Consider the following 23,713-nt stretch of genomic DNA (forward strand, 5'->3'; position numbering starts at 1 on the left):
AGAAATTAATGGACTTTTCGATGTCTCACCTAATTATCGCCAGTATGTTAGTACCTGTTTTTGGTGGTTTAATACTGACTCGCTTCGACAACAAGCCCAACCTGCGAGAGGCCGTGACATTAGTCACCGCGATAGTTGTGTTTGTGATCAATATCCTCATCTATCAAGGTTTAGATTGGTCTCAAGCAGACGCAGTTGTAAATTCCAAGTTTTCTATTGCCGAGCCGATCGAAGGACTTTCAGTCACTTTCTCTGCGACTCCATTTGGAAGTATGTTTGCACTTATTGCAAGCGGCCTTTGGATCGCAACATCCACATATGCCATTGGATACATGCGTGCACATCACGAAAAGCATCAGACACGCTTTTACTTGTTGTTTGCGCTAGCAATTGCTGGCGTAATGGCTGTTGCATACTCGGATAACTTATTCACTTTATTCTTGTTTTATGAAGTATTAACCGTCTCTACCTACCCTCTAGTTACGCATGCCGGTTCAAGAAATGCGCGTAGAGGTGGGCGCAATTACATTAGAATTTTGATGGGATCGTCCATTTTGTTCTTTTTGCCCGCGATGATTATCGTGTGGTTTGTGGCTGGAGACCTAACCTTTACACAAGGCGGGGTGCTTGAAGGGAACTTAGACGCTGTTTGGACAGCCCCTTTGTTGCTTCTATTTCTTTTTGGTATCAGTAAGGCGGGCCTAATGCCTTTGCACCGCTGGCTCCCTTCTGCCATGGTTGCACCAACACCAGTAAGTGCTCTGTTACACGCAGTAGCCGTAGTTAAAGCCGGTGTGTTTTCAATTCTAAAAGTGATTGTGTTTATCTTTGGCACTGACTTTATTACACAAACACAGGCAAACGACTGGTTGCTCTTTGTTCCCTTGTTCACAATTGTTGCTGCTAGCTTAATCGCGCTTCAGAAAGATAATTTAAAAGAGAGACTTGCATACTCCACCGTTAGCCAACTCAGTTACATCGTGTTAGGCGCCCTATTGGCAAATAAACTTGGTGTCCTTGGCGGCTCTATGCATATCGCCATGCATGCGTTTGCTAAGATATCTTTGTTTTTCGCTGCGGGGGCGATTCTTGTTACTACACATAAAAAGAACGTAAGCCAATTATCTGGCCTTGGTCGACAAATGCCATTTACCTTTGCAGTATTTACTATTGGTACATTAAGTATTATTGGCTTACCTATATTTGGTGGTGTTTGGAGTAAATGGTACTTGGTATCTGGCGGACTTGAATTCAGCGGGGCTGAGCTTACCTTTTGGGCTGTTCTCACGGCGTTAGCAATCAGTTCAATGTTAAACATCTATTATCTTTTAAGCATACCTGTAAAGGCATTTTTCATGCCTGCTGATAATGAAGATGTAGGTATAAAAGAAGCCCCAATCCCTTGCTTAATCGGAATGGCAATACCCACTGCCATCACTATTTATCTGTTTTTCGATCCGTCGCTCTTTTATGAGTTGTCAGCTACTTTAACAAAGGCGTAATGAGCATGAGCACTGATAATCACTCACACAAAAAACCTGAAGGTGAAGCTGAAGATTTTTTTGATAAGCCAGCAAATGTAGCGCTTATCCTAAAGGTTTTTTACGTCCTTTGTGCCCTCTTAGTCATCGCGGATTTTGTTGTCCACCGGCATATTTATGTCAGTTTTGAAGAAATTCCGACCTTTTATGCACTTTATGGTTTTGTCGCCTGCGTTGTTCTTGTCGTCATAGCAAAAGAGATGCGTAAGATATTTATGAAGGACGAAAGTTATTACGATGAACGAAAAGATGAAAGTGAGGAGATGCCCAAATGATATATAGCATCCCCGCATTTTTACCCTTTTTTATTGGTGCAGCACTTCTTGCAGTGCTACCTAATAGGTTTAAATATTTTGTTGTACTGATTCCTCTAGTTAACGGCATTTTACTATTCCTGAGCGGAACAAATACACAATCATACGACGTCAGCGTTCATACATTTACCTTAGAGTTGATGGAAGTAGATAAGCTAAGCTTGCTGTTTGGCTATTTGTTCCACCTTGCTTGTTTTATATGTGTTATTTATGCATTACACATCAAAGACAAAGTCCAACTCGTGGCAGGACTAGCGTACGCGGGCTCAGCGATCGGCGCTGTGTTTGCTGGGGATTTTGTCACTTTGTTTATATTCTGGGAGTTACTTGCCCTCACCTCGGCATACCTCGTTTTCGCGAGACGCACGCAGGCAGCCAGAGAAGCAGGTATTCGTTACTTAATTATTCAAGTACTTTCGGGCGTATTACTTCTATTTGGCGCACTCATGTACTATCGCGATACTGGTTCACTAAATATCGAATATATCGGTTTGGGGTCTGTCGCTTCGTGGTTTTTACTGATTGCCTTCGGAATTAAAGCAGCTTTTCCTTTTCTACACACGTGGCTGACTGATGCCTATCCTGAAGCTACGCCAGTTGGCACTGTTTTTTTATCCGCGTTTACCACTAAATGTGCAATTTATATGCTTGCTAGAACATTTCCAGGCGAGGATTTATTGGTCTATATTGGCGCCGCAATGACATGTTTCCCTATATTCTACGCAGTCATAGAAAACGATCTTCGCAAAGTGTTGGCATACAGCTTAATAAACCAATTGGGTTTTATGGTGTGTGGAATTGGAATAGGAACAGCACTAGCACTAAATGGCACCGTTGCTCACGCATTTAACGATGTTATATTTAAAGGTCTATTGTTTATGACGATGGGCGCAGTATTGACGCGTGTAGGACATGTTAAGGGCTCACATTTGGGGGGACTTTATAAGACAATGCCGAAAACCACGATATTTTGTATCGTAGGTGCCGCCTCTATTTCAGCTTTTCCTTTGTTTAGTGGTTTCGTCAGTAAGAGTATGGTGATGGCTGCCATGATTGAAGCGGGTCACGAATACCTTTGGCTAATGTTGTTATTTGCCTCCGCTGGCGTATTCCATCACGCAGGTATTAAGATTCCATTCTTTGCATTTTTTGCACATGATTCAGGTATGCGTCCCAAAGAGGCTCCTAATAACATGCTAATAGCGATGGGTATTGCATCAGTTCTGTGTATCGCAATCGGAAGCTATCCAACAATGCTTTATTCATTGTTACCTTGGGATAACACCTATGTTCCATATGACGTTACGCACACATTGACTCAATTGCAGTTGTTGTTCTTCTCGGCGTTAGCGTTTGTATGGCTAAACAAGAAAGGGCTTTATCCACCAGAGTTAAAATCGGTCAATTTGGATGTTGAATGGATTTATAGAACTGCCATGCCTACATCTGGGCTTTATATTTTAGCGAAACTGAGTCAACTGAAAACCTCATTCATTTCGTTAGGTAACGCTATAATTGCATCCATCCCTGTAATGAAACGAGATAGTGATGCTAATGCAGCAACTATGACCTTTAGAATGGCAATCGGGTTTGTAGTATTAGTTGTCTTGGCTTTTATCACGCAGTTTGTTTAAAACTGCGTGATATACTTTTCACGTTTTTAGACGGTATCCTATAAGATAACACTCTAGGCTAGTTTTCAAAAAAGTCATATAAACTTCACGCCTTTCTGCCTAGCCCCCTACTCACCAAAACATTAATACTTTATCGCTAAACTCCGATAACCTATACATATTAGTCGGTGAGTGTTTAGGACTTAAAAATTTTCAAATTAAGGTTACAGTTATTACTGATGATACTGGTAATGATGTTTTCATTTTCCAGTTTTTCTGAGGATTATTTGCAAGAACTCGAGTCTATCGAGCATTTTCGTGCGTTTCCAATAATCACCGATAACGAACAGTCTGTGCCGTTTATTCGCCAAACAATTCAAGATAGAAGTGGCTTTTTGTGGTTATCAGGAGAAGGAGGAATCAGCCTTTTTGACGGCTATAAACTCAAGCGCTACCCACTCCCATATGCCGGAGACGGCTCACAAGTTAACAACCCCTCTTTTATCGTAGACCAAAGTGGAAAGCTATGGGCCGGCCAATCCGGCATCAATTATTACGATGATACACTCGATAAATTTGTACTAATCGAAAACACAAAAGAATGGATTGTTTATGGAATGATAGAAGATAAAAATGGCTTTCTTTGGTTCGGGGGCCTAGGCAGTGGACTTACTATGTTTGATTTGGCAACAGAAGAAATAGTCCAACACTTTGATTTTAAGAACGGGGATACTCGTCCAAAAGATGTCATCTCAATGGTTTATGAGAAAAGCGAACACGTCATTTGGTTTACTTCATACCAAGGACTTTACCGGTTTAGTATTGATTCAAAGACGCTGGAAAAAGTAACAACGCCGTTAGACGGGTATTTTAATAGCTTCATCCTACGCAATATGTCGATTGATGAACAAAACAGAAGTCTTTGGTTAGGCACTCAAAAAGGCCTTCTTAGAGTAAACACGTCTACTTTTGAAACGCACCTTTATGGCAATAGTTATCAGTCTTCAGGGTTAGCTACACAAGATGTGACGACGACATTTATTGATTCAAACAACAGACTGTGGGTGGGTTTAGAAAAAGCGGGCTTGTGTCTCTATAAACCCGCTGGTGATAAATTTATTTGTCTAAGCGCCTCTTTTAATGAAAAAAATCGACTGCCATTTGCGACAATTGAAGATATTTTTGAAGACAAAGATGGCTCTCTTTGGTTAGCGATGAATCAATATGGCTTGATCAGAGTCTCCCCTAAGTTAGAAAAAATGCGCCGTTTTAGAGACCTTGCCAATGAGCCAATAGACAATTACTTTCCACACTCTTTTGACGGTATTGAAAGACCTAATGGTGAAATATGGTTTGCTACAGATGGCGGGGGAATCAACATCTTGAATCCAAAATCGGGAGAGTTTAGAAACCTCAAAAGTGTTCGTAACAAAGCCAATAGTTTGAGTTCAAACTCAGTTATCACTATCGCACAAGATGAGCATAACAATATTTGGGCAGGAACTTGGTCAGGAGGATTATCAAAGATAAATCCCGAAACAATGGAAATAGAAACTTTTCAAAAGGATATTAAACTACCGTCAAATCAGAGCCTTGCAGGGAACAATATTTTTTCTGTTGAAAGTGATCATAATAATGGTATTTGGCTCTCTATCTGGGGCATGGGCTTACAACACTTCGATTTAAAGACAAAGACTTTTCGCAACTATATTCATAAAGATGCCGGCGGCAACTCGAATATTAATAATATAGAGATTTATGACCTTCAAATAATTAACGACAAGCTTTATGTGGTTGGTCAGCACGGGCTAGAAGTGTTGGATATAAATAGTGGTGAATTTACGACTTTATTTGATGAAAAATATGGCGGATTAACATACGTGCATGTTGAATCAGAGAAAAGCATCTGGCTCGGTTCATTTAGAGGTGTAATAAACCTTAACTCGATCACCGGCGACTATCAAATATATGATGTTACTAATGGCTTATCGGCCAACGAAGTGGGTTATCTCGCCCCCTACAACGGTCAACTTTGGGTCGCTACTAGCAATGGACTTTCGATTATTGATCTCGATACTCAAATAATTAGCCGATATTACCAACGAGATGGCCTCACTGGGAACGAACAAAGCACTCACGGCGAGTTTTTGATCAGTGAAAATCGTTTATTTATGCCTGGAAAATACGGTATCACCGTGATTGAAAATGGACAACTTCCCACCAATGATGTCGTTTCTAAAGCCCGAATTAGTCAAGTAGATATATTTAGTAAAAACACGTTAGGGGAGTCTACTAAAAGATTAACTGAGTTTGTAAATGACGCTGGTAAATATCAACTACCCTACACAAGCAACAGTCTGAGGTTTGCCTTTACTTCCCCTAATTACATATTTCCAGAGCACAATCGATTCCGATACCGATTGAAAGGTTGGCAGAATGACTACGTAGAGGTAGATGCAAATGAGAGGTTTGCCAATTACACCAACCTACCGGCTGGCGAGTATACCTTCGAAGTATTTGCGGCCAACAGTAGTGGTGTATGGAGCAGCGAACCCAATCGACTCGTATTTACGGTATTACCTCCTTGGTGGTCTACATGGTGGTTTTCCGCACTCGTTATCATTTTGCTAGCATTAACTACATACTCAATTACTCGAGTCAGGCTATCAGTCAATATCAGAAGGGAAAGATACCTGAGCCAAAAAGTAAATGAAAAAACCAAACAGCTAGCGCAATACACAGCAGAGTTGGAGCGAGCCAGTGAATCACTTTCGGCGCTAAATCAAGAATTGGAAGACCGAGTTCTTCAACGAACTCAAGAGCTACAATGTGAGGTTAACGAGCGTAAACAAGCAGAAGAGAAGCTCTTACATATGGCGTTTCATGATTCATTAACAGACCTTCCAAATCGCCAATGGATAACACAGCATATCGAAACCTTGATTAATCGAACAAAAACGGAAAGAAGCTTTAACTACGCAGTGATGTTTTTGGATGGTGATCGGTTTAAACAAATCAACGATACGCTTGGGCACTTATTTGGTGATAAATTGCTTATTTCATGTGCCCGCCGCTTATTAAATCAAATACCGAACAAAGGGCACGCGGGTAGATTAGGCGGTGACGAATTCACAGTCGTACTTGAGGACTGTACAAAAGATGAAGCAGAAGCCCTCGCCGAAACAATCGTGAAAGCATTTGAAAGACCCTTTAAGATAAATGAAGCGACCGTATATTTTAATGTTAGCGTAGGACTTGTGCTGTGCGATCTAGCTTATGACAAAGTGCCTACAGTGCTGAAGAATGCTGATATTGCCATGTATCATGCAAAAGAAGCAGGAAAAAGCACGTTTAAAACCTTTGATTTAAGTATGCAAGCGCAAACACTTAAAACGAGTGAAATAGAACAGGATCTTAGAGAAACAGTTGAAAAAAGAGGCTTTCAGCTTGCCTATCAACCTATTTTTGATTTAAAAACAAATATATTAACTGGCTTTGAGGCACTTATTCGTTGGTATCATCCCAAAAAAGGCTTTATATCTCCACTAGACTTCATACCTATTGCTGAAGAAACGGGGTTGATTTGGGAAATAGGTGAATGGGTATTGGCTGAGTCGTGTCGTCAGGCAATGCGCTGGCATCAATCCACTAGTGAGTTAGCGCCCACAATTTCGATCAACTTATCAAGTAACCAACTTCGCAATACTCACTTTTTGGATTTACTCGACGATATTATGGATGATGTTGGTATAGACTCAAAATATGTGAAGCTCGAACTAACCGAATCTTTACTTATCGAAAATAGTCATCAACTGAGCCAACTCTATTCAAAGCTGAAACAAAGACAAATTGATTTAGCCCTTGATGATTTCGGCACAGGTTATTCATCACTAGCATACCTAAATGAGATTCCTGTCCAATATTTGAAAATAGATCGTTCTTTTGTTGCTGCAATCGACAATAATACTAATGAAATTACCAATCCAAGCGCTTTAAAAATCCTAAAAGCGATAGTCTCACTTGGGAAAGGGTTAGGTAAGCAAGTCACCGCAGAAGGTATTGAAACTGAAATTCAATTAACATATTTGAAAGAGTTTGAGTGCGATCTGGCACAGGGTTTTTATCTAGCTAAGCCACTGAGTGAAAAAGATGCAAATCAGTTAGTGTTGCAACATGACTCTTTTTGTATCAGTCGAACCAATAAGAATTAATAACGCGCTAAATCAACTCAAAGTAAGCTTTACACACTGATTGTCCATTAATAAAAATTTCAACCGCATGTTCGCCCTCATAATAGACTCTTGTTGTGACCGGTTTAAATGAGTGTAGCTTGTTAAAGTGAACTAGCTTGCCCTCCTCAACCTTTACTTGCTTTCCCTTAAACACTTTAGGCCGAGTTGTTCCATTCGCTTTGCGATGATGTATCGCATAATCAATCATCCAAGTTTGGTTGGATTTAGCTCGAGATGTAAACTCAATACTAAGGGTTTCTCCTACTTCTACTACTTTAGGTGCCAGAGCAAATGATACTTTCTCTATTTCAGGTGATTCAAACCCAAACACCCTCAAGGTAGCTGGATGGCCATTTTTTAAGAGTGTTCGACAAGCATGCTTAACCAAGCGAACTCTGTCTTTCGATGCTCCTATTAACCAAGTAGCTGCTAGTTTAGATATTGTCTGTGGATGGTCTTTAGCGATATCATTTAGATTATTGGCGACTGAGCGACGCACATATTCAGATTCATCGTCTTTCAGCATAGAAATTAACTTGATAACAGGCTCCGGCTCGTTAACAAAACCGTCTAAACGCATACCCCACGGTAATCTGGGCCTTGTTCCCTCCGAAATTAATCGACGAACATGATGGTTGTCATCATTTAACCAAGTACGCAAATGCTCAAGCGTTTGCTCAGGCTTGTTCATAAGAAAATATCGAATACCAAACTCTGAAGAGAAACGTGTTGTAAACGCTTTAAACAACCTCATGCTAGTTTCGAAATTACCCCGTCCATACTTGCCAACATAATCAGCCATAGGTGAAATTAACCAACCTTCAATACCACTATTTTTCCTTGCTAGCGTATTACCGAGTCCACCTCCATCCTGCTCTTTAGACAGAGCACCCATGAATACCTTTGCACACTCTTCAAAATCCTCTGGCATAAATTCGACCAACGCACTGACAATTTGATCTGAGCGTTGCTTCATTTCAAGTTGGTCTATGCTTTTGGTGGCAGCCTCAATAAACGCTTGTTTGTTAAAATGTAAATCTTTCAGGCTGTCCACCTCACCGAACGATTTCTCTAGGTGATTCGCCATATTTGTAATACTGCTTAAAGAAAAAACATGTTTAAACGCGTCTGCCATTGAGGCCGCTCCCACTATTGACTAAAGTCGTCTACCTTTTAGCTTTAAACACCTTATAACCCCATGATGCAAGGTTTAATATAGTGCTACTTTCGAGGTGTATTGATTCGTTTGTAAGCGCATCTTCATATTCACCTAAAAACAGTGATTCACCAAAGTCGACGGCCTGTTCTTGGGCATTAAAATTTAAAACGATGAACCATTTACTGTGCGTATCTTGTCGAATAAAGCTGAAAATATTACTCTGATTAGAATTAGGCACTTGAATCATCGTGGCACCATATTCACCATTCCACAATGCCGAATGCGCTTTTTTTATCGTTAATAGACGTTGATAAAAATCGCCAATTTCGTGTGGTTGCCATTCAATAGGATCTCGTTCAAAGAAAGCGAGGCGCTTGCTCTCTCCAGCTTCTTGACCATTGTGAATAAGCGGCATACCTTCCCCTAGACACGAAAGAACGATACATACTTTTTGTGCATTGCCGAATTTCTCATTTGGCGTGCCCTCCCATGCATTTTCGTCGTGATTACTAATAAACGTCATTCTGAACGCTTTTTTGGGCCAAGCACGTTCATTCCATGAGTAGTATTTTCTCAACTTATCCAAACAAGCATCGCCTTTTACGATTGCAAACAACGTTTCATTCCAAGACCACGCATAGCTCATATCAAAAGCGTACATATGCAGATCTCTGTTTTCCCATTCTGCTAACATAAACACAGGTTTAATTCGATCCAAGGCTTGTCTCGCTTGCTTCCAAAAGTCATTAGGAACATACCCCGCCACATCGCATCTGTAGCCATCAATATCAAATTCACGAACCCAATAACACAGTGCATTTATCATGTATTCACGCAAATCAACCTGATCATAATCAAACTCGATTATATCGTCCCAATCCCACCAGGGTGAGGGCCTAAAATCTCCCTTGTGGTCCTTGGCATACCAATCTGGATGACTTTCAACAATAGGGTTATCCCAAGCGCTATGGTTAGGAACCCAGTCTAGAATAACCTTTAGGTCGAGACTGTGCGCTGTTGCCACTAATGCTTTTAGATCAGATTCAGTTCCGAATTCGGGGTTAATTGAATAGTAGTCTTTGACCGCGTAAGGACTCCCTAATTTTCCCTTACGGTTTTTAAGGCCGATTTCATGAATTGGCATTATCCAAACGATGTCACACCCCAGCCGTTTGATGCGCGCCAAGTCTAGAGTGACAGATGCAAAGTCTCCTTTAGCGCTATACTGGCGAGTATTTACCTGATAAATCGACGCATTTTTGGTCCAATCAGGGGATTTAAATTTCACCATTTCTTCAACAGGATATTTGACACTCATGTCGTTCCTCTCAGAGTTTATTTTGCATAAGCATAATACGGTTAACTAGCCTATGAGAATAATGGCAGTCCTGCAATGCCCATAATCATTACCCATGTTGCGAAAAATATTTTTAGTTTAACGATAGAGAATCGCATCACAATAGTCTTCGCCACCAATCCTCCAATGATGGCGCCCGCTCCTGCGAAAAGTAGGATCTGGTAATACACTGCTTCGCTGATAAATATATGATAAGGAATCGCTGACCAAACAGTAAAAGCACTCAAAATTACTGCCAAAGCGATGGCAAATGTAATACTAAACCCTCTGAGTATTAGATACACAGCGACTAATTCGCCTACTCCAACAGACAGCCACGCTGTCACTATTCCACCCGCTAGGGCAACCAACGCAAGCATAATCAGGTCATAGCGAGTTAAGGTATTATTGAAAATTGTTTTATTTAGCAAAGGTATCGATGCATAGATAGCCAGTGCGAGAAGTATTGAAAACACCCCAAAACCAATATGAAGCGAATCCTGTAACCCCAATGCAAAACCAGACAAGAGATACTGTGTTAATACAATCCCTGTTACCGAAAAAATCGTCGTTAACAGTAGCGCTTTTGGTAACATTTTCCAGTCTGGGTTGAATATTTCGACTGCCTTGTAATGCCTAAACCAAGTCAACGCTCCAGCCGTCATGCCGCAGCATTGAATAGCGAAACTAGTTGCCACTATAGATTGTGTAGACATGGATAATTGGTTAAAAAACGGAACGAAAACAACACCACCACCAGCACCCGTGGTATTCGCAAAAATAGCACCGGTTATGCCTAAGAAGAAAAACGCAAAATATTCACTTATGATCCTTAGCGTGTCTTGCTGAATAAAAAGCACTACTAACCAAACGCAAAGCAAAGCAAATTTTATGCGATGATTGATAACTAGTCTTATAAAAGCATTCAAGAAGAACGTCTCCCGTTTCTACTTACGCAAGCATGCCAGCACACGTAAGGCTATAATAAAAATCTGAGCCAACTTTGCCAGAGTTTTAGTAAAAGTACAGTGTTTAGGGTAACAAAATGGTTGAACTCAAACATCAACAACAGCCTGCACAAATCATTCTAAGGCCAAACCGTTCACTTAGTTGGCGAGAGGCTAAATGGGTGATGAGTATCATGATATTTTTTGTCATGGTCATCGCCTTGGCATGGTTTTTTGTTGGGGCATGGTTAGTGCTACCGTTCGCGGGTTTAGAAGTGGGCTTATTCGCTTATTTGTTATATCGCGTTACACATTGGACCTACCTGACGCAAGTAATCACCTTTCATGATGAAGAAATTCTTATCGAAACTGGTATAAACAAACGAATCTCTCGAGAGTCGATTAGCAAACAAGGCTTAGAAGTACACATTGAGAAAAGTGAACTTAACTGGCGTGCACCTATCTTCACACTTCAAAATCAAGGGCTAGAAATTAAGCTAGGTGAGTTTTTAAACGTAAACGATATAAAAGTCTTGAAAGAGAGTTTTGAGACGCTGGGGTATATCGTTTGCAATAATCATTGGTGGAAAGACTAGTGCCTGTTGATCTTTCGCTCAACACCGACGTTTAAAAAATAAACACAATGACTCGATGCAATTCCAATGCATCAATACTATTAAACAGCAGGTTGCTGGACAAAGGTTTGACAAGATATAGCTAAAGCAAAACACGCCTTACGACGAAATGTGTGGTTTACAAGGGGAAAATGAGCCTTTGTTTATAGAGTTAGATTGGCGCTAAACGGTATTCTACTGATACCCTGACTAGGACTGTTTGCAAAAACAACCAGTCCTAAATTCATATTAAATACAAAACCCTAAATTACAGTGAAGTTAGCGACAACTCCATCTCCGTAATTTTCCCCAAATCCTTGAACAACTCAAGGTCTTGTTTTGAAAAGCTACGCACACGATTATCAATCAAACAAAGTGTACCCAATGCACTACCGTCTCCCATTTGCAAAGGGCAACCTGCGTAAAACCTTATAAAGGGTTCATTTAATACTAAAGGGTTATCGCTAAACCGAGGATCTAGTGCGGTATCTTCGACCACAAACAAGCGTGAATCATGAATAGCATGACCACAAAAAGATATATCTCGACCAGTTTGCAGCACATCAAGCCCTATGCAGGATTTAAACCATTGCCTGTCTTCGTCAATTAAACTTACCAAAACGATAGGCACATTAAAAAGTCTCTTTGCGATACGAGTAATACGGTCAAAGCGCTCTTCTGCAGCAGAATCTAAGATGCTTAATGAGTTTAGTTTGGCTAATCTGTCAGCCTCATCACGAGGCAGTATGGGCTCTTTCATAAGTTCCATTTTTTGTTTGTTTTTATATTCCAAACTATAGATTAGTAGGAAATTAGTCTTAGTACTAGTTTTGTATCAAACTTTCGTCTAAATAAACTATAAAAAAGAGAGTAGTGAAGAAAGAGAATGAAAAATGATAAAAGAAGTTGATAGGTGAAAGGTGAAAAACGTTGAATAGTAGGCTGCTTAACTCGATTAAGCAGCCTTAAAGCAATGAGTCAAAAAGCCTAGGCTAATATGTTCGCCAGCTTTTCACTGACTTTTTCTACAGCTTGCGTGCCATCAAGACGGTGATATTCACATAATCCCTCTTTTGCTGCAGCTTGATAATAGTCTACTAACGGCTTTGTTTGTGTATGGTAAACGCCTAATCGGTCGCGCACTGTAGCTTCTTTGTCATCATCACGAATAATTAGGTCTTCACCAGTTTCGTCGTCTTTACCTTCTACTTTAGGTGGGTTGTAGACAACATGGTAAACACGCCCTGATGCAGGATGAACACGCCGACCACTCATCCTATCAACGATTACGTCATCGGGTACATCAAACTCAAGACAATGGTCAACTTTAACACCCGCTTCTTTCATCGCATCGGCTTGAGGAATAGTGCGAGGAAAACCGTCTAAAAGAAAACCAGTCTCACAATCGTCTTGTGCAATTCGTTCTTTTACTAAACCAATAATAATATCATCAGAAACTAGTTGCCCTGCATCCATTACTTTTTTTGCCGCTAAGCCCATTTCAGTGCCGGCCTTAATCGCAGCTCTCAACATGTCACCGGTCGATATTTGTGGAATGCCAAATTTTTTCATTAAAAATTGGGCTTGAGTCCCTTTTCCCGCACCAGGTGCGCCAAGAAGAATGATGCGCATTAAGCGTCCTCCAAAAAGTTAAAATTTTATCAGGCAAACTGTACCGCTTAGGCTTTATCTTCACAAGTCTAATTCGGTTTAAATGCCGACTGCTAAGACTAATAGCGAATAAATTGAGCAGTTTGATTTCTATTCAATAAAAAAGCGAGCTTGCTAAGCCCGCCTTTCAAGTTTTTTCATGAACCTTATATGGTCTTACCATTTATCGCTATTTGGCTAAGCTTGCCAATAGGCCATTAAGGTTGTTCACAAAGGTCGCCGGATCTTTAAGGCTACCCTGCTCAGACAAGGCCGCTTGATCAAACAAAACTTCTGCCCATTGCTTAAACTGGTCTTCGTCTTGTACGTCGGACATCAGCTTAACTAAATTGTGCTCTGGGTTAAGTTCAAAGTGATACTTAGGCTCAGGTACTGGCTGACCCGCAGACGCCATTAACTTAGCCATTTGCGTTGTCATCCCGTTTTCATCTGCCACAATACAAGCAGGAGAATCGGTAAGGCGATGTGTAAATTTGACTGATTCAACTTTTTCACCAAGTGCGGCTTTCGCGCGATCAAGCACTCCCTCTACCTGCTTCTCGGCTTCTTCTTTAGCTTTCTTGCTTTCATCATCATCAAGATCGCTTAAGTCTAAATCAGCGCGAGCAATAGACTGGAATTGCTTTTCTTCAAATTCTGTTAAGTGTGACATTAACCACTCATCAATGCGCTCACCCATTAATAATACTTCGATACCTTTCTTGCGGAAGATTTCTAAGTGTGGGCTAGTTTTCGCAGCTTGATAGCTATCTGCTGTCACAAAGTAAATCTTGTCTTGGCCTTCTTGCATGCGAGAAATGTAATCAGCCAAAGATACGCTTTGAGCGCCTGATTCGTCGTGAGTTGAAGCAAAACGCAATAGTCCAGCAACTTTGTCTTTATTTGCGAAGTCTTCAGCTGGGCCTTCTTTCAATACGTTGCCGAATTCAGCCCAAAACGCTTGATACTTTTCAGCATCGTTTTTCGCCATTTTTTCAAGCATACCCAATACGCGCTTAGTACAACCTTGGCGAATCGCTTGGGTGACTTTGTTATCTTGAAGGATTTCGCGCGACACGTTTAATGGTAAATCGTTTGAGTCGAGCAAACCTTTAACAAAGCGCAAGTACGTTGGCATAAACTGCTCTGCGTCATCCATGATGAAAACGCGTTGCACATATAACTTAAGGCCGTGAGCCTGATCGCGATTCCACATATCAAAAGGTGCTTTTGACGGAATATATAACAAGCTAGTGTACTCAGTTTTACCTTCAACACGGTTGTGTGAATACGTTAATGGGTCCGCAAAATCATGGGAAACGTGCTTGTAAAACTCGTTGTACTCTTCTTTAGAAATATCAGATTTTTCACGCGTCCAAAGAGCGGTCGCTTTGTTTATAGGTTCCCACTTCGCGGGTTCAGCTGGAATCTTCTCGCCGTCAGGGCCATCGCGCTCGGGCACTTCTTCCTTGTACATTTGAACAGGAATACTGATGTGATCAGAATACTTAGTGATAATCGACCTGACTTTCCAATCATCGGCAAATTCTTTTTCATCGTCGCGTAGGAAAAGCGTAATCTCGGTGCCACGCGTTTCTTTTTCAATGTCTGCAACAGAAAACTCACCTTCACCTTCTGATTCCCAGCGCACGCCAGCTGATTTATCAGCACCAGCCGCACGGCTTTTCACAACGACTCGGTTAGCAACGATAAATGCAGAGTAGAAACCAACACCAAATTGACCGATCAATTGTGAGTCTTTGGTTTGGTCACCCGATAACTTACTAAAGAAGTCTGCCGTACCTGACTTAGCAATGGTTCCAAGGTTAGCGATGGCTTCTTCTTTCGTCATACCAATGCCATTGTCAGAAATGGTTAAGGTACCTGCGTCTTTGTCTACGCTCACTTTGACGTGTAAATCGCTGTCGCCCTCGTAAAGGCTATCATCTGATAGGCCTTTAAAGCGCAACTTGTCCGCTGCATCGGCAGCGTTAGACACTAGCTCGCGCAAGAAAATCTCTTTGTTTGAGTACAAAGAGTGGATCATAAGTTGTAATAGTTGTTTTACTTCGGTTTGAAACCCATGGGTTTCTTGTTGGACTGTCTCAGCCATAGCCAAGTATCTCCTACTGCTTTGTTCAATTAAGGGGAATTACTAATTGAAGAGTAAGTAGGGTTGAGCATTGATTTTTTCAATGCTCTTTGATGAGTTTTTTTTAAATTAACGTGTTTTTAGCAAAACACTACAGACTGCGTCTGCCTGTGAATGCATGTGTTAGCGTATTGCCGTCAATATATTCCAATTCACCGCCAACCGGCACACCATGCGCGATTCGAGTCGCCGCGATTTCTTTGGCTTTGCACATCTGTCCAATGTAGTGAGCAGTGGCTTCGCCTTCAATCGTTGGATTGGTCGCAAGAATCACTTCTTTAATCGATGCTTTGACTAACAAATCGTCTAATTTATCCAAACCAATTTCTTTGGGCCCTATCCCGTCAATCGGCGACAAATGTCCCATTAATACAAAATATTTGCCTTTGTACTCTGAGGTTGATTCTACGGCCAACACATCTTGAGGGGATTCAACAATGCAAAGCTGACCTGATTCTGAGCGCAATGGATTATCACAAATTTTACAGAGCTTTGATTCGGTAAATGTTCGGCACTGTTCACAATGAGTCACATGCTCCATTGCGTTATGCAAGGCTGCGCTCAATTGCATTGCGCCGTCGCGATTGCGCTCTAACAGCGTAAACGCCATACGCTGAGCGCTTTTGGCACCTACGCCAGGTAAACACTTTAAGCTATTGATAAGTTCGCTAATTAATGGACTGAATGACACGCAAAATCTCTTTGTTATTAGTGGTTATTGGTAAGTTACTTTTTGAAAGCATATGAGTATACGCACTAGATTGCATAATAGTAACATTCAAAATCAGTATTCACTTATAAACCTGATTAAACCGCAATAATGATGGCCGTAAAAGGCCTAATAATGATGGGTTGTTGAGTCACAAAAGTGTTTAGGCGACCAATGTCAGATTCCCAGGTGGTGACTTTTGTGGAAGCCATAAATCCGAAGGGAAGCGGCATTTCGTGGATTTCCCAAGAATAGTTGAAGCCAACATAGTATCGAGCATCGCTACTTTCTATTGAAAACGCTAACAAGCGAGTGTCATTATCGGCGTAATAAAACGTAATATCATTAATGTTGTCTCGAGTGCTTTGATTTATTAACAGAGCTAGGTTTTCAAGTCTGTTGTTTAGCCCTGTTTCTGCACCAAATAAGCAAAAGTTAAAGATTGCTTGTAGTTCGATTAACTCGTCCCTTATGTCCGTCATACCGCTATTATGGAAGTGATTTACTTGCGTAATATTGGCGTGTGTTGATTCACTAGGGTAATCCAGTTGAATTTCAACCAAAACAGTTTCCACTGACTGTGCAAATGCTAGTAGATCGTTGTTTGGATTATCTGCTGTTAATAGAAAATTAGATAAAGTCTTAAGTTTAATTGTTTGCTCTGCAGACAGTTTAATCATGTCACTAGTTGATTGTGGTGCACATCCGCATAGCATTAATAGCAATGCATAAAAGCAAACTCGAATCGGCGTTGACAGGTAGATTTTTTTCACAAGAAGTGTCGTTACTAACGGACCTTAGTGTGGTTACGACTTATTTAAGAACAAAGTCCATTTTTTTGTTGATTGTTGAATAGGTTTGGGTGCAAAAGCAGGAAACCGAAATTAAAAAATAACAGCCAATAGTAAGCACTTTTGGCTGTTATTAATAGTAAGAGAACTAAGCGGTCACGTTGATCAAAGACTGACCTTCAGATATACCGAATTTTTGAGCGATACTCGCTGATAAGCTCGCACCGTTGCTGTTACTTGTGGATACTGAGTCTAAAAAGCTAGTTACCGATGACAAGTCAAGTCCAGTAGAACTTCCCTCTTGCTTGGGTGGACGTTGTCCTCTTTCCCCTCTAGCGAGATCACGAATTTCTTTCGCATCGAAACCCACTTCTGATAAGGCTTCACTAAACGCCTTATTGGGCTCAATTCCAGCCTCTTTAAAGGTATTGGCAATATCCTTTGCATCGCTTTGACTTAAATTGTCAGCCTCATATTCAGCTAGGGTTTGCTCAATGAGTGCTTTTTGATCGTCAGTGATCTCAGCATTTTCATTCATTTTTGGTGGAGGTGGCGGACGCATTGACGCGGCATTGCCAATTGTATCAATCATAATTTTATTCCTATATTAAAAACAAGGTTTAGGCGTCTCGATTACTGCCTCTCACTCAATAAACAAGCGCCTATTTTCAATATAGCAAGAATACTTCTGCACATTGTGCAGAAGTAAAGGAGATTTTTTAGAAAGGCATCTTAAAGCCTGGCGGTAGACTCATCCCACCAGTAACACCGGCCATTTTCTCTTGGCTGGTTTCTTGAACTCGACGCACAGCATCATTCATTGCTGCCGCAATTAAGTCTTCAAGCATGTCCTTGTCATCGTCCATCAACGATTCGTCAATATCTACACGGCGAATATTATGGTTACATGTCATTGTAATTTTCACCATGCCAGCGCCTGCTTCACCCGTCACTTCAAGTGTCGCCAGCTCGTCTTGCGCTTTTTTCATTTTTTCTTGCATTTGTTGGGCTTGTTTCATCATATTGCCCATGCCGCCTTTAAACATAAAATGTCTCTCTCTTTATTTATTTATCTGTTAAATGGGGATGATTGAATTACTTACAATACGCCCATCAAATGCTTTGATGATTTCTTGGATAGTTTCATCGTTGTTGACAATATTTTCAGCATGACGTTGCCTCATATCATCAATTGCCTTTTGAATTTGCTCAGGGGTAGCATCAACTTCACCAATTTGCAGTTCAAGTTCTACTTCTTTGCCAAAGTGACTACACAAAGCTTCTATAATACTTTGTCTAGATTGGGGCTCGTTTAGATGCTGTTCGTTTTTACAGAGCCTTAAAACTACTTTATCGCCAGCACTGATTAGATTTGACTTAAGTAACAGCTGTTTGTTCAGCCCCTTAACATTTAAAGCTGAGAGTTGTTCAACCATCGAGCTCCATTTGTCGATTTGCTCCGCCTTTAGTAGCTTTTCACCCGAGTCTAAATAAGCTGAAATATCAATGTCTGCTGGTTTAGCTGCAATATTGGGGATACTGGGAGGACTGGGTATAGCTTCTTCAGCTAACTCTGGAACAACATCCGACGCTGCGGCCTCGCTTTCATTAGTTTGAATCTCGTTAGCCGCTTGCGCATCCCCCGCATTATCAGATGAAGACTCAGTACTACCACCTGCTTGCGTCGCATTGGCTTCAACTGCCTCCACTTCATTTGTAAGTGTCTCGGCCTCAGTTTCAGGCGGGTTGTCAGTGGTAACCCCAGCTTTTACATCATCTGCAAGGAAGCGGTTTAAGATATCACTCGGCTGACTTTTTTCTTTTACCTTTTGCGGTCTGCTTGTGACCGCTTTTTCTAAATCATCTTGAATTGCAAATAAGTCTTCAATGGCGGCAACACCGTCGATATCACTATCATCTTGTTGAATAGCAAGCGATTGCTTGTCTTCATCGGCTTGCGCTTCGATCTGATGCATTTCTTCAAAAAGCGGGGAAAGTGCTTCTTCGTCTTCATCAGCACTCATTGCCATCATCTGAGCATCAAAGTCATCGATTGGAGGTTCAACTTGTTCAACTTGTTCAACTTGTTCAACTTGTTCAACTTGTTCAACTTGTTCAACTTGTTCAACTTGTTCAACTTGTTCAACTTGTTCAACTTGTTCAACTTGTTCAACAAGGGCATCGTCGTGTTGAAGCTGGGAATTTGCAAGTTTTTCTGTTTCTTTATCTACTAATTCTTGCGTTACTGCAGGCATATCCACAGCATCAAAATGCTGTTCAACGTCAGTTACCGACTTTCCCACATCGTCGGCGTCCCCGCTATTTTCAAGTTCGGGGGTTGCAGGTGCAGGATTTGGTCTAGTGCTTATGACTTCTGCGTGTTCACTCTTCAAATCGAGTTCAACGGGTGCTGCAGGACTAAAAGCTAACAAACGCAAAAGGGTCATCTGCAGACCAGTAAGGGGGTCTGGAGCATAAGGTAAATCTTTCTTACCCTGTAAGGCAATCTGATAAAGCAGTTGAATATGTTCAGGTGTAACTGCCTTTGAAAGCTGATAGAGCGCTTTGGGGCTCAGTGTTTCAACTTTACACACTTCTGGAACGATCTGCGTGAGACTAATTTGGTGAAATAATGAAAGAAGTTCAGAAATAACTTGTGAATAGTCTGGCGCGTGCATGCATATTTCATCAAGTAACTGCATCGCTTTTGCCGAGTTTTTTTCGATTATCGCTTTCGCTAGTTTTAATACATGGTTTTTATCGAGCAAACCTAACATTGCGATCACGACTTCATTACTGACTTCGTTATTACCTTGAGCAATGGCTTGGTCTGTCAAACTAAGCGCATCTCGCATACTGCCCTGTGCGGCGCGTGCCAAGTGAGATAAAGCCGCATCTTGATTGACTATATTTTCATTGCTTAACACATGCTTCAATTGCGATTGAATTTGCTCTCGGCTCAGTGCCTTTAAACTAAACTGCAAACACCTTGATAAGATTGTGATAGGTAATTTTTGCGGATCGGTTGTTGCCAGCAAAAACTTGACATGAGGTGGTGGCTCTTCAAGCGTTTTAAGCAGAGCATTAAAACTATGCTTGGACAACATATGCACTTCGTCGATCAGATAGACTTTAAATCGTCCTCTAGTCGGCTTGTATTGTACGTTATCTAAGAGCTCTCTTGTATCCTCTACTTTCGTTCGTGATGCGGCGTCGATTTCGAGGAGATCGACGTAACGACCTTGGTCTATATCCAAGCAGGCATTACACGTTCCACAAGGATTGGCGCTTTGCCCCGTCTCACAGTTTAGGCTTTTAGAAAAGATTCTAGCAATCGTTGTCTTACCCACACCACGGGTACCGGTGAAAAGATATGCATGGTGCAGTTTGTCATTTGCTAAAGCATTGCTAATTGCTTTAACAACGTGTTCCTGCCCCACTAACTCAGAAAACTTCTGAGGTCGCCACTTCCTTGCTAGCACCTGATAGCTCATTGCAGTTTACTCGCCTTCAAATTCACATAAACTAAAAGGCACGATCCCAGCTTTCTTGAGTCTTGCCTCTCCGCCAATTTCAGGCAAGTTTATGACAAAACCTGCATAGTCAGCTTTTCCACCCAATCGGCGAATGAGATTAGCGGTGGCCACCATCGTACCGCCAGTGGCAAGTAGATCATCGATCATTAATACATTATCACCAGGACTGATAGCATCCTTATGGATTTCAAGGGTGTCGGTTCCGTACTCAAGTTGATAGTCTTCGCTGATCACTTCTCGTGGTAGCTTTTTAGGTTTACGCACTGGAACGAAGCCAATGCCCAGTTCCAAAGCTAGAGGTGCCCCAAACAAAAACCCACGCGCCTCAGTGCCTACAATTTTATCAAATTTTATATTTGCAAAATTTGCTTTTAAAAAGTTCAATCGTCGCTTGAAACGCCTTATGATCGGAAAGAACGCTTGTTACGTCACGAAACAAAATACCTGGTTTAGGATAATTTGGAATGGTTGTAATGGCTGACTTGATTAGTTCAATTGTCACAGATTTACCTAGAAGTGTTAATTACTGAAAAAGAAGACCCACCAACCAGCGAGTATATGCATCAATGGAAAGGCTACAAGCGCAGCTAAAATTCCAAAAAAATACCAAACGTTAAAGACTTCTTTAAATTCTGTATTATCGCCCATTTAATATACCTCATTGGCTGTCGATAAAATTACGAGTGCGAATAGTACTTGATCGAGATCAAAAAAAACAGGCTTTGATAGCCTGCAGATTTTTATGGGATATAGGATACGAGAGTTAGAGTACTAATCTGCTTTATAACCGATCCTAAATCCACCCCAGTGTTTTCCATTCACGTATATTGGCGCAGATAAATCATGCATTATTTCGCCAGTGTCTCGTTTATAGGTTTGTAGTAAAAACTTTTTAGTATGAGCACCACAGCGCGCGCCAGTATAGTCATCGAATATTCGTTTAGTCCTGTTAGATACTAAATCGGTGTCGTAATCCCCTGTTAATGGCTTAGAAAAACATAAATTATGCGTTGGAAAGTAACCTTGAGTATTGACTGCGCCAGCATAAATTATGTCATCATTATTATTCAAAATGGGTTCTTGAATATCTGGTAATACTTTATCAGTGAATGAATCAAATTTTGTGCTGTGTTTGACTGGATTAGTGTTTGGTATCACTTTGTAGTCTTTATCAAATAGTGATGAATGATTGATTTGATTCTTTGAGATAGCAACTTCAAATAACATACCAATATCATTTGCCGCTTTTATTGCGATCTCAGCAATTTCAATATTTCTATCTGATACAGAAAATTCGCTTAATGAAGTAAATATTTCCTCTGTATGATGTGAAAGCTCAAGGACTTTGCTTGAAACTTCTGTAAGCTCTTTTTGCAGATTTTCAGTTGATTCAAACAGGGTGTCTGCATTAACTGAAATACCCGCATTAACACTCTCACTTTCTTGCACTTGTTGTGCGAGTAAATCCATACTTTCTTTTGCAGATTTGGCCGTATCAGCTGAATCACTGACTTTACTGGTCGCTTCATTTACCAGTTCGGTCATCTCCTGCCCTTCAGATGATACCAAATTGATAGACTTTACTGACTGGTCACTGTTATCAAGAATTTTAGATAATACAGACTCGATACTTTGTGTTGCTTCTGTTGTGCGCTTTGCTAAATTTCGAACTTCATCTGCAACAACAGCAAACCCTCGACCTTGCTCCCCTGCTCTGGCTGCTTCGATTGCGGCGTTTAGTGCTAGCATATTTGTCTGGTCTGCTAATTGATTGATCGTTTCAACGATATTAGAAATATCACTCGCATTTGATCGCAACTCGAGAAGAAGCGTGTTTGTAGTTTGGATTTGATCTTCCAATATCTGTTGCTTAGTGCTCGTTTTAACGAGCAATGCAGCAGATTGTTGCGACATAACTTCTGAATTTCCGATCTTGTCCACTACATCATTTGTTAATGTACTTACATTAGAATTGGACGATTCTAATGTTTTAACTCTATCTGCTATTTGTTTACTGTTGCCAACCTGCTCGTGAAAAAGACCTGATAACTTTTCAACAAAGAACGAAACACTTGCACTTTCAATCGCGATTTTAGAAGAGTTTTTGGCAATGACAGAAACTGTGTCTGCGAGACTATTAGCCTGTTTATGTTCATTAGCTGAGAGATCAACGCCATCACTATCTTTAGCGGACGATAGACGATGTTGACTCAAGACTATTAACGTAGCAAAACTCAGCGCAACGATACCAATAATGAAGTTAGAATCTAAATCGTAGTGCAAGCAAATAAAACAGACAACAATACTCACGATCGAAGTCAAAATCATTTTTAACATAAGTAAACTCCAAAGCTTTACTCAGTAATAAGGTATTTACATATGATCATTATCGGCTTTTTCGAACATTTTATAACTATTTTGTATTACTTGGTTTAAAACGCATTCAAAAGCTAAAGTTGGGTTTTAAGAAAAGGGGTATTTTTGAGGGCTTTTATGTGTTTAACGTGTTTATGCTAGATTCTCGCGCAAACTATTTATGGATGTATAAAAAAGCAGCTTCGTCCCTGAAGCTTAAATCGAAAATTGTTTCTAACGCACTCGAACCTTTTTATTTCAGCCCGGTCGCGACAAATTCTTCCCCACTCAGCACACCGTTTTTGTCCAAGTCGAGCGCATCAAATAATTTGCTTAATTGTTCATGACTTTGCGCTTCTACTTTTGAAATGACTCCATCAGAATTTGTATCAAGTGTAACGAAAAGATCGTCTGCTGCTTGTGCAAATCCAAATGCTGCAATAGAACAAAAAACAAGAGCCGCTGTATCAAAGTTAAATTTTTTCATGGGTAAATCCTCTAGTAAGCAGACTGGCCTCATGCCGGTCTTACTTCGCTATAGCAGAGAATATACCAATACTATTTACATATTAATTTTCAATCACTTATGATTTTTATCTTGAATTTTTCATGCTAATAAGTCGCAAATTAAATACAGTCTTAAAGGTGCCACTTAAGGAACAATAGGGTCAGGGAACAATAGGGTCAGTGTTAACCAAAACGACTATAAAATTTTAACTCTATGAACAAGGTGCTCATGCAATTGAACAATAACTTAAAATGAA

General features: G+C 40.7%; 19 protein-coding genes and 1 pseudogene. 5 read left to right on the forward strand and 15 right to left on the reverse strand.

Features of this window, described 5'->3' with window-relative positions:
• Positions 1-8 precede the first annotated feature (8 nt).
• The 4 genes from KUL10_RS15970 (at position 9) to KUL10_RS15985 (ending at position 7,679) form a co-directional block, all read left to right on the forward strand.
• Complete coding sequence (locus KUL10_RS15970) at positions 9-1,502, forward strand: proton-conducting transporter membrane subunit (RefSeq protein ID WP_110429948.1); 1,494 nt, start codon at positions 9-11, stop codon at positions 1,500-1,502.
• A gap of 5 nt (positions 1,503-1,507) precedes the next feature.
• Positions 1,508-1,816, forward strand: a complete 309-nt coding sequence (locus KUL10_RS15975; RefSeq protein WP_110429972.1) for a hypothetical protein — start codon at positions 1,508-1,510, stop codon at positions 1,814-1,816.
• A complete protein-coding gene (locus tag KUL10_RS15980) occupies positions 1,813-3,489 on the forward strand; it encodes a Na(+)/H(+) antiporter subunit D (RefSeq protein ID WP_110429949.1) in 1,677 nt (558 codons plus the stop codon). The genes KUL10_RS15975 and KUL10_RS15980 overlap by 4 nt, the downstream gene beginning before the upstream one ends.
• 230 nt (positions 3,490-3,719) lie before the next feature.
• Positions 3,720-7,679, forward strand: coding sequence for an EAL domain-containing protein (locus tag KUL10_RS15985; RefSeq protein WP_158525412.1), 3,960 nt, complete (start codon positions 3,720-3,722; stop codon positions 7,677-7,679).
• Positions 7,680-7,686: 7 nt separating this feature from the next.
• Here the strand turns inward: KUL10_RS15985 and KUL10_RS15990 are convergent, their stop codons facing one another.
• Genes KUL10_RS15990 through KUL10_RS16000 form a run of 3 tightly spaced genes read right to left on the reverse strand, consistent with a single transcriptional unit; the run spans position 7,687 to position 11,124 of the window.
• Complete coding sequence (locus tag KUL10_RS15990) at positions 7,687-8,835, reverse strand: DNA alkylation repair protein (RefSeq protein WP_110429951.1); 1,149 nt, start codon at positions 8,833-8,835, stop codon at positions 7,687-7,689.
• A gap of 31 nt (positions 8,836-8,866) precedes the next feature.
• Positions 8,867-10,177 (reverse strand): alpha-amylase family glycosyl hydrolase, encoded by a 1,311-nt coding sequence (locus tag KUL10_RS15995; protein WP_110429952.1) that lies wholly within the window; start codon positions 10,175-10,177, stop codon positions 8,867-8,869.
• Positions 10,178-10,227: 50 nt separating this feature from the next.
• Positions 10,228-11,124 carry a sulfite exporter TauE/SafE family protein gene (locus tag KUL10_RS16000; protein WP_110429953.1) on the reverse strand — a complete coding sequence of 299 codons (897 nt, stop codon included), beginning with the start codon at positions 11,122-11,124 and terminating at the stop codon, positions 10,228-10,230.
• A 116-nt stretch (positions 11,125-11,240) separates the two neighbouring features.
• Here KUL10_RS16000 and KUL10_RS16005 point away from each other — a divergent pair, with 116 nt between their 5' ends.
• A complete protein-coding gene (locus tag KUL10_RS16005) occupies positions 11,241-11,738 on the forward strand; it encodes a DUF2244 domain-containing protein (protein WP_110429954.1) in 498 nt (165 codons plus the stop codon).
• Between the two features lie 286 nt (positions 11,739-12,024).
• Here the strand turns inward: KUL10_RS16005 and KUL10_RS16010 are convergent, their stop codons facing one another.
• The 12 genes and pseudogenes from KUL10_RS16010 to KUL10_RS16060 form a co-directional block, all read right to left on the reverse strand.
• Positions 12,025-12,516, reverse strand: a complete 492-nt coding sequence (locus KUL10_RS16010) for a GAF domain-containing protein (protein WP_110429955.1) — start codon at positions 12,514-12,516, stop codon at positions 12,025-12,027.
• Positions 12,517-12,743: 227 nt separating this feature from the next.
• Positions 12,744-13,388, reverse strand: a complete 645-nt coding sequence (gene adk / locus KUL10_RS16015; RefSeq protein ID WP_110429956.1) for an adenylate kinase — start codon at positions 13,386-13,388, stop codon at positions 12,744-12,746.
• A 208-nt stretch (positions 13,389-13,596) separates the two neighbouring features.
• Positions 13,597-15,519 carry a molecular chaperone HtpG gene (gene htpG / locus KUL10_RS16020; protein ID WP_110429957.1) on the reverse strand — a complete coding sequence of 641 codons (1,923 nt, stop codon included), beginning with the start codon at positions 15,517-15,519 and terminating at the stop codon, positions 13,597-13,599.
• Between the two features lie 130 nt (positions 15,520-15,649).
• The gene (gene recR / locus KUL10_RS16025; protein ID WP_110429958.1) at positions 15,650-16,249 is read right to left on the reverse strand and encodes a recombination mediator RecR; all 600 of its coding nucleotides are present in this window, start codon (positions 16,247-16,249) and stop codon (positions 15,650-15,652) included.
• Between the two features lie 116 nt (positions 16,250-16,365).
• On the reverse strand, positions 16,366-17,040 hold the full coding sequence (locus KUL10_RS16030) for a hypothetical protein (protein WP_110429959.1): 675 nt from the start codon (positions 17,038-17,040) through the stop codon (positions 16,366-16,368).
• Positions 17,041-17,206: 166 nt separating this feature from the next.
• Positions 17,207-17,650 (reverse strand): hypothetical protein, encoded by a 444-nt coding sequence (locus KUL10_RS16035; RefSeq protein WP_110429960.1) that lies wholly within the window; start codon positions 17,648-17,650, stop codon positions 17,207-17,209.
• 127 nt (positions 17,651-17,777) lie between these two features.
• The gene (locus tag KUL10_RS16040; protein ID WP_110429961.1) at positions 17,778-18,104 is read right to left on the reverse strand and encodes a YbaB/EbfC family nucleoid-associated protein; all 327 of its coding nucleotides are present in this window, start codon (positions 18,102-18,104) and stop codon (positions 17,778-17,780) included.
• Positions 18,105-18,134: 30 nt separating this feature from the next.
• Complete coding sequence (gene dnaX / locus KUL10_RS16045; protein WP_110429962.1) at positions 18,135-20,552, reverse strand: DNA polymerase III subunit gamma/tau; 2,418 nt, start codon at positions 20,550-20,552, stop codon at positions 18,135-18,137.
• Between the two features lie 6 nt (positions 20,553-20,558).
• Positions 20,559-21,096: pseudogene (gene apt / locus KUL10_RS16050) on the reverse strand (adenine phosphoribosyltransferase).
• Positions 21,097-21,113: 17 nt separating this feature from the next.
• A complete protein-coding gene (locus tag KUL10_RS18945; RefSeq protein WP_255417699.1) occupies positions 21,114-21,242 on the reverse strand; it encodes a hypothetical protein in 129 nt (42 codons plus the stop codon).
• A gap of 123 nt (positions 21,243-21,365) precedes the next feature.
• The gene (locus tag KUL10_RS16055; protein WP_110429963.1) at positions 21,366-22,931 is read right to left on the reverse strand and encodes a methyl-accepting chemotaxis protein; all 1,566 of its coding nucleotides are present in this window, start codon (positions 22,929-22,931) and stop codon (positions 21,366-21,368) included.
• 271 nt (positions 22,932-23,202) lie between these two features.
• The gene (locus KUL10_RS16060) at positions 23,203-23,436 is read right to left on the reverse strand and encodes an EF-hand domain-containing protein (RefSeq protein WP_110429964.1); all 234 of its coding nucleotides are present in this window, start codon (positions 23,434-23,436) and stop codon (positions 23,203-23,205) included.
• Positions 23,437-23,713 lie beyond the last annotated feature (277 nt).

Source organism: Glaciecola sp. KUL10 (genome assembly GCF_003203515.1).
In the GTDB taxonomy this organism is placed as follows: domain Bacteria; phylum Pseudomonadota; class Gammaproteobacteria; order Enterobacterales; family Alteromonadaceae; genus Glaciecola.

Excerpts from the sequence above, each read along its gene's own strand:
- htpG (WP_110429957.1), bottom strand. The coding sequence starts at position 15,519 with ATGGCTGAGACAGTCCAACAAGAAACCCATGGGTTTCAAACCGAAGTA.
- KUL10_RS15975 (WP_110429972.1), top strand. The coding sequence starts at position 1,508 with ATGAGCACTGATAATCACTCACACAAAAAACCTGAAGGTGAAGCTGAA.
- KUL10_RS16005 (WP_110429954.1), top strand. The coding sequence starts at position 11,241 with ATGGTTGAACTCAAACATCAACAACAGCCTGCACAAATCATTCTAAGG.
- KUL10_RS16010 (WP_110429955.1), bottom strand. The coding sequence starts at position 12,516 with ATGAAAGAGCCCATACTGCCTCGTGATGAGGCTGACAGATTAGCCAAA.
- KUL10_RS18945 (WP_255417699.1), bottom strand. The coding sequence starts at position 21,242 with ATGGGCGATAATACAGAATTTAAAGAAGTCTTTAACGTTTGGTATTTT.
- KUL10_RS16055 (WP_110429963.1), bottom strand. The coding sequence starts at position 22,931 with ATGTTAAAAATGATTTTGACTTCGATCGTGAGTATTGTTGTCTGTTTT.
- dnaX (WP_110429962.1), bottom strand. The coding sequence starts at position 20,552 with ATGAGCTATCAGGTGCTAGCAAGGAAGTGGCGACCTCAGAAGTTTTCT.
- KUL10_RS15985 (WP_158525412.1), top strand. The coding sequence starts at position 3,720 with ATGATGTTTTCATTTTCCAGTTTTTCTGAGGATTATTTGCAAGAACTC.
- KUL10_RS16060 (WP_110429964.1), bottom strand. The coding sequence starts at position 23,436 with ATGAAAAAATTTAACTTTGATACAGCGGCTCTTGTTTTTTGTTCTATT.
- KUL10_RS15980 (WP_110429949.1), top strand. The coding sequence starts at position 1,813 with ATGATATATAGCATCCCCGCATTTTTACCCTTTTTTATTGGTGCAGCA.
- KUL10_RS15970 (WP_110429948.1), top strand. The coding sequence starts at position 9 with ATGGACTTTTCGATGTCTCACCTAATTATCGCCAGTATGTTAGTACCT.
- adk (WP_110429956.1), bottom strand. The coding sequence starts at position 13,388 with ATGCGCATCATTCTTCTTGGCGCACCTGGTGCGGGAAAAGGGACTCAA.
- KUL10_RS16040 (WP_110429961.1), bottom strand. The coding sequence starts at position 18,104 with ATGTTTAAAGGCGGCATGGGCAATATGATGAAACAAGCCCAACAAATG.
- KUL10_RS16035 (WP_110429960.1), bottom strand. The coding sequence starts at position 17,650 with ATGATTGATACAATTGGCAATGCCGCGTCAATGCGTCCGCCACCTCCA.
- KUL10_RS15995 (WP_110429952.1), bottom strand. The coding sequence starts at position 10,177 with ATGAGTGTCAAATATCCTGTTGAAGAAATGGTGAAATTTAAATCCCCT.
- KUL10_RS15990 (WP_110429951.1), bottom strand. The coding sequence starts at position 8,835 with ATGGCAGACGCGTTTAAACATGTTTTTTCTTTAAGCAGTATTACAAAT.